This window comes from Streptomyces sp. NPDC055632 (genome assembly GCF_053618675.1).
The window spans coordinates 1-13,733 of the sequence record NZ_JBSHHY010000036.1 but is presented as its reverse complement, the minus strand read 5'-3'; the positions used below and the strand labels follow the sequence as shown (position 1 = coordinate 13,733).

General features: G+C 74.1%; 13 protein-coding genes. 10 read left to right on the top strand and 3 right to left on the bottom strand.

The features are described 5' to 3' along the window. Window positions 1–861, bottom strand: a complete 861-nt coding sequence (locus tag ACWGSR_RS31450; protein ID WP_376242740.1) for a hypothetical protein — start codon at window positions 859–861, stop codon at window positions 1–3. Between the two features lie 40 nt (window positions 862–901). On the opposite strand from ACWGSR_RS31450, the gene ACWGSR_RS31445 reads away from it, so the two are divergent. The 4 genes from ACWGSR_RS31445 to ilvD all read left to right on the top strand — a co-directional run bounded on the left by ACWGSR_RS31445 (window position 902) and on the right by ilvD (window position 5,549). Then, on the top strand, window positions 902–1,834 hold the full coding sequence (locus ACWGSR_RS31445; protein ID WP_453571596.1) for a Ppx/GppA phosphatase family protein: 933 nt from the start codon (window positions 902–904) through the stop codon (window positions 1,832–1,834). A gap of 179 nt (window positions 1,835–2,013) precedes the next feature. Beyond that, the gene (locus ACWGSR_RS31440; protein WP_453571593.1) at window positions 2,014–2,847 is read left to right on the top strand and encodes a sugar phosphate isomerase/epimerase family protein; all 834 of its coding nucleotides are present in this window, start codon (window positions 2,014–2,016) and stop codon (window positions 2,845–2,847) included. Then, entirely contained in the window at window positions 2,844–3,503 is a 660-nt protein-coding gene (locus tag ACWGSR_RS31435) for a TetR/AcrR family transcriptional regulator (protein WP_453571590.1), read from the top strand. Before ACWGSR_RS31440 ends, ACWGSR_RS31435 begins: the two co-directional genes overlap by 4 nt. 192 nt (window positions 3,504–3,695) lie before the next feature. After that, window positions 3,696–5,549 carry a dihydroxy-acid dehydratase gene (gene ilvD, locus ACWGSR_RS31430; RefSeq protein ID WP_453571588.1) on the top strand — a complete coding sequence of 618 codons (1,854 nt, stop codon included), beginning with the start codon at window positions 3,696–3,698 and terminating at the stop codon, window positions 5,547–5,549. 76 nt (window positions 5,550–5,625) lie between these two features. Here the strand turns inward: ilvD and ACWGSR_RS31425 are convergent, their stop codons facing one another. After that, entirely contained in the window at window positions 5,626–7,950 is a 2,325-nt protein-coding gene (locus tag ACWGSR_RS31425) for a protein kinase domain-containing protein (RefSeq protein WP_453571585.1), read from the bottom strand. Window positions 7,951–8,108: 158 nt separating this feature from the next. Between ACWGSR_RS31425 and ACWGSR_RS31420 the strand changes: the two genes are divergently transcribed. The 5 genes from ACWGSR_RS31420 (at window position 8,109) to proC (ending at window position 11,703) form a co-directional block, all read left to right on the top strand. After that, window positions 8,109–8,447: an SH3 domain-containing protein gene (locus ACWGSR_RS31420; protein ID WP_453571582.1), complete on the top strand. Its 339-nt coding sequence runs from the start codon at window positions 8,109–8,111 to the stop codon at window positions 8,445–8,447. 147 nt (window positions 8,448–8,594) lie between these two features. Continuing rightward, window positions 8,595–9,047, top strand: a complete 453-nt coding sequence (locus ACWGSR_RS31415) for a hypothetical protein (protein ID WP_453571667.1) — start codon at window positions 8,595–8,597, stop codon at window positions 9,045–9,047. 187 nt (window positions 9,048–9,234) lie between these two features. Beyond that, window positions 9,235–10,071: an ABC transporter ATP-binding protein gene (locus ACWGSR_RS31410; protein WP_453571579.1), complete on the top strand. Its 837-nt coding sequence runs from the start codon at window positions 9,235–9,237 to the stop codon at window positions 10,069–10,071. Next, window positions 10,068–10,805 (top strand): ABC transporter permease, encoded by a 738-nt coding sequence (locus ACWGSR_RS31405; protein WP_376242756.1) that lies wholly within the window; start codon window positions 10,068–10,070, stop codon window positions 10,803–10,805. Before ACWGSR_RS31410 ends, ACWGSR_RS31405 begins: the two co-directional genes overlap by 4 nt. Window positions 10,806–10,893: 88 nt before the next feature. Next, entirely contained in the window at window positions 10,894–11,703 is an 810-nt protein-coding gene (gene proC / locus ACWGSR_RS31400; protein ID WP_453571576.1) for a pyrroline-5-carboxylate reductase, read from the top strand. Window positions 11,704–11,721: 18 nt separating this feature from the next. Here proC and ACWGSR_RS31395 read toward each other — a convergent pair whose 3' ends face one another. Then, complete coding sequence (locus ACWGSR_RS31395; RefSeq protein ID WP_453571574.1) at window positions 11,722–12,336, bottom strand: cysteine hydrolase family protein; 615 nt, start codon at window positions 12,334–12,336, stop codon at window positions 11,722–11,724. 75 nt (window positions 12,337–12,411) lie between these two features. On the opposite strand from ACWGSR_RS31395, the gene ACWGSR_RS31390 reads away from it, so the two are divergent. Next, the gene (locus ACWGSR_RS31390; protein ID WP_453571571.1) at window positions 12,412–13,416 is read left to right on the top strand and encodes a GlxA family transcriptional regulator; all 1,005 of its coding nucleotides are present in this window, start codon (window positions 12,412–12,414) and stop codon (window positions 13,414–13,416) included. Window positions 13,417–13,733 lie beyond the last annotated feature (317 nt).

Below are 13,733 nucleotides of genomic sequence, written 5' to 3'. Positions count from 1 at the left end.
CTACCGGACCGGCGGGTCCGCCGGGTGCGGGGCCACCAGCGGCAGCTGCGAGGCGAGCCGCGCCTCGCACAGCCCGGCCAGCACCCCGTACGCCTCCTCGCCCATCATCTCGGTGAGCTCGGGCCGGTACGTGACGTAGACCGGCTCCCCGGCGCCGTGCGCCGAGGTGGCCGAGGTGCACCACCAGTGCAGGTCGTGCCCGCCCGGGCCCCAGCCCCGGCGGTCGTACTCCCCGATCGACACCTGGAGGACCCGGGTGTCGTCGGGCCGGTCGATCCAGTCGTACGTCCGGCGCACCGGAAGCTGCCAGCACACGTCCGGCTTGGTCTCCAGCGGCTCCCGGCCCTCCTTCAGGGCCAGGATGTGCAGCGAGCAGCCCATGCCGCCCGCGAACCCGGGACGGTTCTGGAAGATGCAGGAGCCCTCCCAGCGGCGGGTCTGCCGGTCGCCGTCCTCGTCGAGCTGCGTCCAGCCCGTCTCCGTACCGACGTCGTGGAACTGCCACAGCTCCGGTGTGAGCCGGGCCACGTGCTCCGCGACCCGCTTCTCGTCGTCCTCGTCGGAGAAGTGCGCGCCCAGCGTGCAGCAGCCGTCGTCGGCCCGGCCCGCCTGGATGCCCTGGCAGCCGCTGCCGAAGACGCACGTCCAGCGCGAGGTCAGCCAGGTCAGGTCGCAGCGGAAGACCTGCTCCTCGTCGGCCGGATCGGGAAACTCGACCCACGCGCGCGCGAAGTCCAGACCCTTCTCGTCCGGCACCACCTCCTTGCCCCGCTTCCCGGCGCCCTTGACCGCCTTGGCGTCCCTCACGTCCGCGGCAGGGGCGCTGTCTTTGTCCTGCTTCGCCTTTTTCGTCTTTGGCACGCTGTCAAGCGTATGCGGCGCGCGCAGTAGCGTTCCGCCCATGAGACTCGGAGTCCTCGACGTCGGTTCGAACACGGTGCACCTCCTGGTGGTGGACGCGCACCCCGGCGCCCGCCCCCAGCCCGCCCACTCCCACAAGGCGGAGCTGCGCCTCGCCGAACTCCTCGACGCGCGGGGCGCGATCGCCCCCGACGGCGTCGAGCGGCTCGTCGCGACCGTCCGGGACGCGCTCCACGCCGCCGAGGACAAGGGCTGCGAGGAGGTGCTGCCGTTCGCGACCTCCGCCGTGCGCGAGGCCGTCAACGCCGACGCCGTCCTGGCCCGGGTCAAGGACGAGACCGGCGTCGACCTCCAGGTCCTCACCGGCGAGGAGGAGGCCCGCCTCACCTTCCTCGCCGCCCGCCGCTGGTTCGGCTGGTCCGCCGGGAAGCTGCTCCTCCTCGACATCGGCGGCGGCTCCCTCGAAGTCGCGTACGGCATCGACGAGGACCCCGACACGGCCGTCTCCCTGCCGCTCGGCGCGGGCCGACTGACCGCCGGCTGGCTGCCGGGCGACCCGGCCGACGGCGCCGACGTGAAGGCGCTGCGCCGCCACGTGCGCGCGCAGATCGCCCGTATGGTCGGCGAGTTCAGCCGCTCCGGCCGCCCCGACCACGTCGTCGCCACCTCCAAGACCTTCAAGCAGCTGGCCAGGATCGCGGGGGCGCCCGGTTCGAGCGAGGGCCTCCACGTCCAGCGGATCCTGACCCGCAGGTCCCTGGAGGAGTGGGTGCCGCGCCTCGCCGGGATGACCGTCGTCGAGCGCGCGGCCCTGCCGGGCGTCTCGGAGGGCCGCGCCGCCCAGCTCCTCGCGGGCGCGCTCGTCGCCGAGGGCGCGATGGACCTCCTCGGCGTCGAGGAGCTGGAGATCTGCCCCTGGGCCCTGCGCGAGGGCGTCATCCTGCGCCGTCTGGACCACCTGCCGGAGGAGTAGGCCGGAGGAGGCGAGGGGCCCGCGCAGGGGGAGGAGGTCCGGGGGGAGCCGAGCGGCCCGTACAAGGGGAGGCCCGGGGCCTCTCCACGGCTCCGGGGCGGCCCCCGCGCCCCGGCACCGGAACGGGCGTGACCGGAACCACCCTCCGGCCCCCCGGCCCGCCCCGTACCCTGTTCTGCGTGGCAGAAGTGGTGCGCGTCCCGGATGCGAAGGTCGCCCTGTCGACGGCCTCGGTCTATCCGGAGTCGACGGCGACGGCCTTCGAGATCGCCGCGCGCCTCGGCTACGACGGCGTCGAGGTCATGGTGTGGACCGACCCCGTCAGCCAGGACGTCGAGGCCCTGCGCCGGCTCTCCGACCACCACCAGGTGCCGATCCTGGCCGTCCACGCCCCCTGTCTCCTCATCACCCAGCGCGTCTGGTCCACCGACCCGTGGGTCAAGCTCCGGCGCGCCCGGGCGGCGGCCGAGAAGCTCGGCGCGTCCACGGTCGTCGTGCACCCGCCGTTCCGCTGGCAGCGCCAGTACGCCCGGGACTTCGTGAGCGGCATCTGGCGGATGGCCGACGAGACCGACGTGCGGTTCGCCGTCGAGAACATGTACCCCTGGCGGTACAAGGACCGCGAGATGCTCGCGTACGCCCCCGAGTGGGACGTCACCAAGGACGACTACCGGCACTTCACCGTCGACCTCTCGCACACCGCGACCGCCCGCACCGACGCCCTCGCCATGATCGACCGCATGGGCGACCGGCTCGGCCACGTGCACCTCGCCGACGGCCGGGGGTCCGCCAAGGACGAGCACCTGGTCCCGGGGCGCGGCACCCAGCCCTGCGCCGAGCTCCTGGAGCGGCTGGCGGTCACCGGCTTCGACGGGCACGTCGTCATCGAGGTCAACACCCGCCGCGCGATGTCGGCCGCCGAACGCGAGGCCGACCTCGCGGAGGCCCTCGCCTTCACCCGGCTCCACCTCGCCTCCGCCGCCGGCCGCCCCTCCCGGACCCCGCGCCCGTGACGGAACCGGAGCCGGATCCGGCCGCCGAACCGGCTCCCGCAGCCGAACCGGCCCCCGCCCCCCGCCGCCGCGGCCGCCCCTCCCGCGCCGCCGAGGAGAGCGGGCCGGGCGCCCGCGCCCGCATCCTGGAGGCGGCCCGCGACCAGTTCGCCGAGCGCGGCTACGACAAGGCCTCGGTGCGCGGCATCGCCCGCGCGGCCGGCGTGGACCCGGCCCTCGTGCACCACTACTTCGGGTCGAAGGACGAGGTCTTCGCCGCCGCCGTCGAGGTCTCCTTCGAGCCCGCGACCGTCGTCCCGGCGATCGTCTCCGGCCCCCGCGACGCCATCGGCGAGCGCCTCGCCCGCTTCTTCATCGGCGTTTGGGAGAACCCGGCCAGCCGCGCCCCGCTCCTCGCGATCGTGCGCTCCGCCCTGACCCACGAGGCGGCGGCCGCGGTCCTCCGCACCTTCGTGCTGCGGCGGCTCCTGGAGCGGATCGCCGCCGAGCTCGACGTGCCGGACCCGAAGTTCCGCGCCGAGCTGGCCGCCTCGCACATGATCGGGATCGCGATCCTGCGGTACGTGATCCGGGTCGAGCCGCTGGCCTCCGCCGACCCGGAGGAGATCGTCGCCCAGGTGGCCCCGTCCCTCCAGCGCTACCTGACCGAGAGCTGACCGGAACGAGGGCCGACCGGACCCGGCACCCCGGGGGAGCGGCCGGACATCTGACCGAAAGCCTGCCGAAAGCCCGCCGGACACCTGACCGAAAGCTGAACAGCCCGTCCGGCATGCGGACGCGCTGTCCAGATCTTGGTCCGGCGGCGTACGCTCGAAAGCAAGCACACCCGTCACGAGGAGCGAGCGACGATGCCCGAGCTGAGGTCCCGCACTGTCACCCACGGCCGCAACATGGCGGGCGCACGCGCCCTTATGCGCGCCTCCGGTGTACCCGGCGCGGACATCGGCCGGAAGCCGATCATCGCGGTCGCCAACTCCTTCACGGAGTTCGTTCCCGGCCACACCCACCTCCAGCCGGTCGGCCGGATCGTCTCCGAGGCCATCACGGCCGCCGGGGCCATCCCCCGCGAGTTCAACACCATCGCCGTCGACGACGGCATCGCGATGGGCCACGGCGGCATGCTCTACAGCCTGCCCTCCCGCGACCTGATCGCGGACAGCGTGGAGTACATGGTCGAGGCGCACTGCGCCGACGCCCTGATCTGCATCTCCAACTGCGACAAGATCACCCCCGGCATGCTGATGGCCGCCCTGCGCCTGAACATCCCGACGGTCTTCGTCTCCGGCGGGCCCATGGAGTCCGGCCGCGCCACCCTCGTCGACGGCACGGTCCGCACGCTCGACCTGGTCGACGCGATCTCCGACGCCGTGAACCCCAAGATCTCCGACGAGGACATCCTCCGCATCGAGGAGAACGCCTGCCCGACCTGCGGGTCCTGTTCCGGCATGTTCACCGCCAACTCGATGAACTGCCTGACCGAGGCCATCGGCCTCTCCCTCCCCGGCAACGGCTCGGTCCTCGCCACCCACACCGCCCGCAAGGCGCTGTACGAGAACGCCGCCCGCACCGTCGTCGACATCACCCGCCGGTACTACGACGAGGACGACGCCTCCGTCCTGCCCCGCTCGATCGCGACCCGCGCCGCCTTCGAGAACGCCATGGCCCTCGACATCGCCATGGGCGGCTCCACCAACACGATCCTGCACCTGCTCGCCGCCGCCCAGGAGGCCGAGCTCGACTACGGCCTGACCGACATGGACGAGGTCTCCCGCCGCGTCCCCTGCCTGGCCAAGGTCGCCCCGAACGTCGCCAAGGACCGCACGTACTACATGGAGGACGTGCACCGGGCCGGCGGCATCCCCGCCATCCTCGGCGAGCTCTACCGCGCCGGCCTGCTCAACGAGGACGTCCACTCCGTCCACTCCCGCTCCATCAAGGAGTGGCTGGACACCTGGGACGTGCGCGGCGGCTCCCCGTCCGAGGAGTCCGTCGAGCTGTGGCACGCGGCCCCCGGCTGCGTCCGCTCCGCGACCGCCTTCTCCCAGTCCGAGCGCTGGGAGGCCCTCGACACGGACGCGGCGAACGGCTGCATCCGCGACGCGGAGCACGCGTACTCCAAGGACGGCGGCCTCGCGGTCCTGCACGGCAACCTCGCCGCCGACGGCTGCGTCGTGAAGACGGCCGGCGTCGACGAGTCCATCTGGACCTTCGAGGGCCCGGCGGTCGTCTGCGAGTCGCAGGACGAGGCCGTCGAGAAGATCCTCAACAAGCAGGTCACGGACGGCGACGTGGTCGTCATCCGCTACGAGGGCCCCAAGGGCGGCCCCGGCATGCAGGAGATGCTCTACCCGACCTCCTTCCTCAAGGGCCGGGGCCTGGGCAAGACCTGCGCCCTCGTCACCGACGGGCGCTTCTCCGGCGGCACCTCGGGCCTCTCCATCGGCCACGCCTCCCCGGAGGCGGCCTCGGGCGGCACCATCGCCCTCGTCGAGGACGGCGACCGCATCCGCATCGACATCCCGAACCGCTCGATCGACCTCCTCGTCGACGAGGACGTCCTCGCCGCCCGCCGCGAGGCCCTCGGCGGGGTGTACGCGCCGAAGAACCGCGAGCGCAAGGTCTCGGCGGCGCTGCGGGCGTACGCGGCGATGGCGACGAGCGCCGACAAGGGCGCGGTCCGGGACGTGACGAAGCTGGGCTGAGCCCGGAGACGTACGTGAGGGGGCCGGGGCTTTCCGAAGCCCCGGCCCCCTCGTACGTACGGGTTTCGCGACGGGCTCACCAGGACGCCGGGTCGCGCGCGTCCACCGCGAAGACCGAACCGTCCGGCGCCGTCCCGAACACCCGGTCCCCGGCGGCCACCGGCGCGGGCACCAGGGGCACGTACCCGAGCCGCCCGTCCGCCAGGCGCGGCCGGGTCTGGCCGGCGAGCGCCCCGCGCGCGGTGTCCACGGCGAGCAGCCGCCCGTCCTGGACGGAGAAGTAGAGCCGGCCGCCGGAGCCGAGGACCGGCTCGGAGACGTTCTTCGCGGCCGTCTCCAGGTCCCACAGCGTCCGCCCCTTCTCCGCGGCGGTGTCGAAGGCGGTCACGTGCCCGTCCACGTCGAGCAGGTACACGACGGTGCCGTGCACGACGGCGCCCCGGAGGTCGAACCGGTGCGGCAGGGCCAGCTCGCGCACGGGACCGGCCTTCCCGCCGCCGGGGCCGAGCAGGACGAGCGAGTCCGTCAGGGCGCCCTCGTACCGGGAGGCGAGGACCAGCGACCCGTCCCCGGCGTGCCCCAGCGGTTCGAGGTCGCCCGCCAGGTTCCGCTGCCGGACCACCCGGCCGGTCCGGGGCTCGACCGCGCCCACGCGCGTGTGCGTCCCGTCGGCCGAGATCTCGGAGACCACGAGCAGACCGGAGGAGGCGTCGTACGGTCCCGTGCGCGGCGCCCCGAAGCCGGACAGGCCGCGCCGCCACAGCTCCTTGCCGCTGAGCGCGTCGACCGCCCGGACCCCGCCGACCCCGTCCGTCAGGACGACGGCGGAACCGGCCGGCCGGTAGACCTCGGGAAGGCCCGAGCGGGCGGTCCAGAGCGGCGCGCCGTCCCCGCCCGCGTACGCCCCCAGCGGACCGGTCGGCGCGGCGGCACCGATCGCGCCTCCCTCACCGCGCCCGCCGTTCCCGAGGGGCACGGGCGCGCGTGGCGCCTCCTCCTCGACGGTCCCGGCCCGCGACCACAGGACCTTCCCCGTCACGGGGTCGAGCCGGGCCAGGCCGACGCCCCGGGCCGCGCAGTACAGCGCGTCCCCGCCGGCGGTGCAGGCCGGGGCCGCCTCCGGACCCCGCTTCTGGAGCTCGGTGCGCCAGCCCGCGAAGGCGGTGGCCACCTTGTCCGGGCGCGGCGGCGCGGTCTCCGGCCGTCCGTCCGGCGCGGTGCCGAGGGCCGCGTACAGACCGGCCCCGGCGAGCGCGAGCGCGGCGACGACGGCGATCGTCGGACGCGGCCGGATCCGCCCGCCGACCCGACCACCGACCCGACCACCGACCCGTCCACCGACCCGTCCACCGGTCCTTCCGCCGTTTCGTCCGCCGAGGCGGGGACGCCGGCGGGCCGGGGCCGGCGCGGGAGCCCGTACCGGCGTGTCCGCGTCCCACGCGGGCGCGTGGCCCGGCTCGTCACCGCCGTACCCGCCGCCCGCACCGCCGTACCCGCCGCCGCCCGTGCCGTCGTCCCCGCCGCCCGGCAGCGCGGGCCGCCGCCGCTGGGCCGGTATGAACGCCTCCGCCGCGTACGAGGGCGGCTGCAGCGCCCGCATGATCTGGGCCGGGGTCGGCCGCTCCCCGGGCTCCTTGGCGAGGCAGCGCGCCACGAGCGGCGCCAGCTCGCCGGGGACGCCCGTCAGGTCGGGCTCGTCGTGGACGACCTGGTACGCCACGACGTACGGGCTGTCGGAGTCGAACGGGCCGTGCCCGGTCGCCGCGTGCACCAGGACCGAGCCGAGCGCGAAGACGTCCGCCGCGGGACCGACCTCGCGCGGCCGCTGGAACTGCTCGGGAGCCATGAACGGCGGCGAGCCGATGAGCTTGCCCGTCTCGGTGTGCAGGTCGCTGTCGACGGGCCGGGAGATGCCGAAGTCGATGACCTTGGGGCCGGTGTCGGTCAGCAGGACGTTGCTGGGCTTGAGGTCCCGGTGCACGACCCCGGCGCGGTGGATGTCCCGCAGCGCCTCCGCGAGCCCGGCGGTGAGCCGGCGCAGCTCGGCGGGGGACAGCGGGCCGTTCCGCTTCACCTGGTCGGCGAGGGTGGGGCCGGGGACGTAGAGGGTCGCCATCCAGGGGCGCACGGCGTCGGGGTCGGCGTCGACGACCGGGGCGGTGAAGGCCCCGCTGACCCGGCGGGCGGCCGCGACCTCCTGGCGGAAACGCGCCCTGAACTCGGGGTCCTCCGCGTACCGCGCGTGCACGACCTTGACCGCGAGCCGCAGCCCGGAGGCCGAGGAGGCGAGGTGTACGACGCCCATGCCGCCCGCGCCCAGACATGCCTGGAGGCGGTAGTCGCCCGCGTACTCGGGCCCCTCCGCCTCCCGGTCGGCACCGGTACCGCGCAACGGTGGCATCGCCCACCCCCGTGTGATTCCCCGTCACCTCGCGCCCGCGTGCGCGACCCGACGGAGCCTAGTCGATGGCACCTCCGATGTCGGTGGGGCTTGCTAGCCTGCGCGTCGCGGAGAGTGAGTCTCGGCGGAGCGCTTATGCGCCATGGGGGGAGAACACGATGGACACCACGGACACGACGCGAACCACGGAGACGCCGGACGCGAACGGCATCGCGGCGGAGGGCCGGGCGGCGGTGGCGGTGGCGAACACCACCCGCTACCCGGTCGCCCCGGGCCACCGCCTCAACGTGCGCTCGGGCCCGAGCACCCAGTACCCGATCGTCCGCTCCCTGCCCCTGGGCGCCACGGTGGCGATCTCCTGCCAGAAGTACGGCGAGTCGGTCACCGGCCCGTACGGCACCACCCGGGTCTGGGACAGCATCGGACCGGGGGAGTACGTCTCCGACTCCTATGTGCGCACGGGCAGCGACGGCTTCGTGGCACCGCGCTGCGCCTGACCCGCGCCCGACCCGCTCCGTCGTAGCCCGGGGATAATCGACCTCGTGAGCGACGACGAGCAGACCCCGCGTACGGCAGGCGGCACGGCGGACGGCAGGGCCGCGGGCAAGGCCGACGGCACCACCGGCGGCCCCCGCCCCGAGGAGATCCGTTTCTTCGGCACGACCTGGGTCGACCACACCGGCCACTACGCGCTGCGCCGCGCCGGCCTGGCCGTCGGTTCGCTCGCCGCCGCCGTCGCGGCCTGCTTCGTGCTGCGCTTCGCCTTCCAGGGCCTGCAGATCGCGGAGACCGGCGGCCTCGTCAACGGCCTGGTGATCGTCATGTTCGCGGTCTGTAGCGCCATCGCCTGCCGCAAGACCTGGGAGGGCTTCCAGCGCCGCCCGGACGACCCGGCCCGCGAGGACTCCCTGCGCAGCCTCAAGGCGATCGGCTTCATCGGCTCGCTCCTCGCGTACGGCGCCCGCTGCCTGACCGAGGCACCCGGCGAGAAGCTGCGCCGCGCCGAGTACGAGACGGCCCTCGTCCGCCACGAGAAGCGCCGCGGCTCCCGCACGGGCAACCCGGCCGCCCGCAAGAGGTCCAAGCGCGGCAAGTAACCCGAGCGCGGCGAGCACCCCGAGCACAACGAGCACCCCGAGCGCGGCGAGCAGCTCAGGCGCGGCAAGCCCCCCGAGTACCCGAGCACCCGAGTACCCGAGCACCCTGAACAGCCCGGACACGGCGAGCGCCCCCACACCTCCCGGAGGCTTGACGGTCGGCACCCCCAGGCGCACTATTCATCACATGATGAATTACTCGGCGGACGGGAACGGGGACCCCGGCGGCACCGCCGCCCCCGCGGCGATCACCGCCCGCGCCCTCACCGCCGTCCGCGGCGACCGCACCGTCCTGCGCGGCCTCGACTTCGCCCTCCCGGCCGGCCGCATCACCGGCCTCCTCGGCCCCTCCGGCTGCGGCAAGACCACCCTCATGCGCGCGATCGTCGGCACCCAGGCCAAGGTCGGCGGCGCCCTCACCGTCCTCGGCCGCCCCGCCGGCGACCCCGCCCTCCGCTCCCGCATCGGCTACGTCACCCAGGCCCCCTCCGTCTACGACGACCTCACCGTCCGCCAGAACCTCGACCACTTCGCCGCCGTCCTCCTCCCCGGCCGCGCCCGCCGCCACGAGCGCCGCGCCGCCGTCGACCGGGCCGTCGCCGACGTCGACCTCACCTCCCGCGCCGACGCCCTCGCCGGCCGGCTCTCCGGCGGCCAGCGCAGCCGGGTCTCCCTCGCCGTCGCCCTCCTCGGCACCCCCGAACTCCTCGTCCTCGACGAGCCCACCGTCGGCCTCGACCCCGTCCTCCGCCGCGACCTGTGGGACCTCTTCCACCGCATCGCCGCCGACCGCGGCACCACGCTCCTCGTCTCCTCCCACGTCATGGACGAGGCCGAGCGCTGCCACCGGCTCCTCCTGATGCGCGAGGGCGAGATCCTCGCCGAGGACACCCCCGAGGCCCTCCGCCGCCGCAACGACGCCCCCACCGTCGAAGAGGCCTTCCTCCGCCTCGTGGACGCCGCGGCGGCCCGGGAAGAGCAGCGGCCCGGCACCACCCGCCAGAACCAGGAGCCCCGGCCATGAGCAGCGCCCGCACCCTCGCCACCGCCGCCCGCGTCCTGCGCCAGCTGCGCCACGACCCGCGCTCGATCGCGCTCATGCTCCTCGTGCCGTGCGCGATGCTCTTCCTGCTCCGGTACGTCTTCGACGGAAGCCCCGGCACCTTCGACACCATCGGCGCCTCGCTGCTCGGCATCTTCCCGCTCATCACGATGTTCCTGGTGACCTCCATCGCCACCCTGCGCGAACGCACCTCCGGCACCCTGGAGCGCCTGCTCGCCCTGCCCCTCGGCAAGGGCGACCTCATCGCCGGCTACGCCCTCGCCTTCGGACTCCTCGCCGTCGTCCAGTCCGCCCTGGCCACCGGCCTCGCCCTCTGGTTCCTCGGCCTCGACGTCGTCGGTTCCCCCTGGCTCCTGCTCCTGGTGGCCCTCCTCGACGCCCTCCTCGGCACCGCCCTCGGCCTCTTCGTCTCCGCCTTCGCCGCGTCCGAGTTCCAGGCCGTCCAGTTCATGCCGGCCGTGATCTTCCCGCAGCTCCTCCTCTGCGGCCTGTTCACCCCGCGCGACCGGATGGCCCCCGCCCTCGAAGCCGTCTCGAACGTCCTGCCCATGTCGTACGCCGTCGACGGCATGAACGAGGTCCTCCGCCACCCCGAGGTGACCGGCGACTTCGTCCGCGACGTCCTCGTCGTCGCCGGCAGCGCCCTCCTCGTCCTCGCCCTCGGCGCCGCCACCCTCCGCCGCCGCACGGCCTGACCGCCCCTCGGACACCCGCCGCACCACCACGGCCCCGGTGCGAGGATGACCGCACGACGTACCCCCCTCCGGCGAGGTGAACAGAGCCATGACCCAGACCGTCGCAGTCCTCGGCACCGGCAAGATCGGTGAAGCGCTCCTCAGCGGCATGATCCGCGCCGGCTGGCGCCCCGCGAACCTCCTGGTCACCGCCCGCCGCGCCGAACGCGCCGAGGAGCTCCGCACCCGCTACGGCGTCGAGACCGTCACCAACGCCGAGGCCGCCAAGCGCGCCGACACCCTCATCCTGGCCGTCAAGCCCCAGGACATGGGCCGCCTCCTCGACGAGCTCGCCCCGCACGTCGCCGCCGACCGCCTCGTCATCAGCGCGGCGGCTGGCATCCCCACCTCCTTCATCGAGGAACGCCTCACCACCGGCACCCCCGTCGTCCGCGTCATGCCGAACACCCCCGTCCTCGTCGACGAGGGCATGTCCGTCATCTCGGCCGGCAGCCACGCCACCCCCGGCCACCTCGCCCACACCGAGGAGATCTTCGGTGGCGTCGGCAAGACCCTCCGCGTCCCCGAGTCCCAGCAGGACGCCGCCACCGCCCTCTCCGGCTCCGGCCCCGCGTACTTCTACTTCCTCGTCGAGGCCATGACCGACGCCGGCATCCTCCTCGGCCTGCCCCGCGCCCAGGCCCACGACCTCATCGTCCAGGCCGCCATCGGCGCCGCCGTGATGCTCCGCGACAGCGGCGAGCACCCGGTCAAGCTCCGCGAGGCCGTCACCTCCCCGGCCGGCACCACCATCAGCGCCATCCGCGAGCTGGAGAACCACGGCGTACGGGCCGCCCTCATCGCCGCCCTCGAAGCGGCCCGCGACCGCAGCCGCGAACTGGCCTCCGGCAACGGCTGACGGCCCGCGCCGCCGGGGTCACCGGACCCCGGCGGCCCCGTCGGCCCTCGCGGAGGCCCCGCGCACCACGTCCTCCGTGGCCACCACCTCCGCGAAGCGCCCCCCGTGCAGGGAGACCGCCGTCGCCCGCGTCAGCTCGTCCGCGCCCGCCGTCCAGCCGTACGGCCCCTCCAGGTCGAAGGTGTGCATCGCGTCCAGCGGGAACACCACGTCGTACCCGAGGTTCCCGCCCATCCGGGCCGTCGTCTCGTTGCACATGTTCGTCTGGATCCCGACGACCACGATCTGCCCGACGCCCCGCCCCCGCAGCCACGCGTCCAGGGACGGCTCCCCGTAGAAGGCGGAGTTCACGGACTTCACCACGAGCAGCTCGGGCCCGGAGCCCTTCCCCCGCCGCTCCTCCACGAAGTCCTTGAAGTCGTTCCCCACGTGCCCCGTCCGCAGCGGCGAACGCGACCCCTCCACCGAGTCGTGCCGCACGAAGACGACCGGCCGCCCGGTCTCCTGCCACAGATCGAGCAGCACCGCGATGTTCCGCTCGGCCTCCGGATTGTTCCGCTTCCCCCAGTACTCCTCCTCGAAGCCCTTCTGTACGTCGACGACCACCAGCGCTGCGTTCTCCGCGATCTCCATACCGACGATCCTTCCGCCACCGACCCCCGCGTCCCAGAGGGCGGAATGTCACCGACCGATGGTTTACTGCCACCCATGGCGCCGCCCCCGGAAACCCGCCCCCAGCGCATCGCGCTCCTCGCCTTCCCGGGCGTCCGCGCCTTCGACGTCTCCGTCATCACCGAGGTCTGGGACAGCGACCGCACCCTCCGCGGCGTCCCCCGGTTCGCACTCCACCGGGCGGCCGCCGACCCGCACGCCCCCGTCCCCCTCCGAGGCGGCCTCACCCTCACCCCCGACCGCCCCCTGACCTGGCTGGACGACCTCACGCCCACGGACCTCGTCATCGTCCCCGGCGTCGAGGACCCGGACGCCGACGTCCCGCCCCCGGTCCTCGACGCCCTCCGCCGCGCCCACTCCGCCGGCGTCCCGGTCGCCTCCCTCTGCGCGGGCGCCTTCGTCCTGGCCCGCGCCGGACTCCTCGACGGCCGCCGGGCCGTCACCCACTGGCACCTGGCCCGGACCCTCGCCACCCGCCACCCGGCGGTACGGGTCGAACCCGACGCCCTCTTCGTCGAGGACTCCGGCATCTGGACCTCGGCCGGCACCGCGGCGGGCATCGACCTCTGCCTCCACCTCGTCCGTACGGCCCACGGCGCCGAAGCGGCGGCGACCGTGGCCCGCTCCATGGTCACGGCCCCCTTCCGCACGGGCACCCAGGCCCAGTTCATCGAGCACCCGACGCCCCGCGCCGACCGCGACGCCGACGCCCTCGCCGCCGTACGCGCCCACGCCCTGGCCCAACTCTCCGAACCCCACACGGTCGCGAGCCTGGCCGCCGTCGCCGGCATGTCCCCCCGCTCCTTCGCCCGCCACTTCCAGGCCACCACCGGCACCACCCCCCTGCACTGGCTCATCACCCAGCGCGTCGCAGCGGCCCAGAAGCTCCTGGAGCTCACCGACCACCCCCTCCCCGAGGTGGCCCGCCGCGCCGGCTTCGGCAGCGAGGTCACCATGCGCCAGCACTTCGCCTCCCACCTCTCCACCAGCCCCCGCGCCTACCGGAACGCCTTCCGCCACCGGGCCCCGGACCGGGGTTGACACGCCCTGACCGGATCCGTAGTGTTCTCCGAGTTGTCCGACGTGAGCACCGACCCCGGTCGGCCCCGGACAGCCATTCCGCAAGAACCTCAGAAGCCGACAGCGCTTTGCCGTGCCGTCGTGCTTTCCGCGCGTTTTTGCGAAATGAGGAATCCGCGTTCGAAGGTTTGGACGCAGGCCCCCGATTAGCGTCGGAGGCGGGGAATCCGCTAAAGTCTCACTCGTCGGAACGGCCCAACAGCCGGAAAGACAACTCCCGCTGACCGGGAATCAGACGCCGAAAGGATCTGATAGAGTCGGAACCGCCGGAAGGGCCC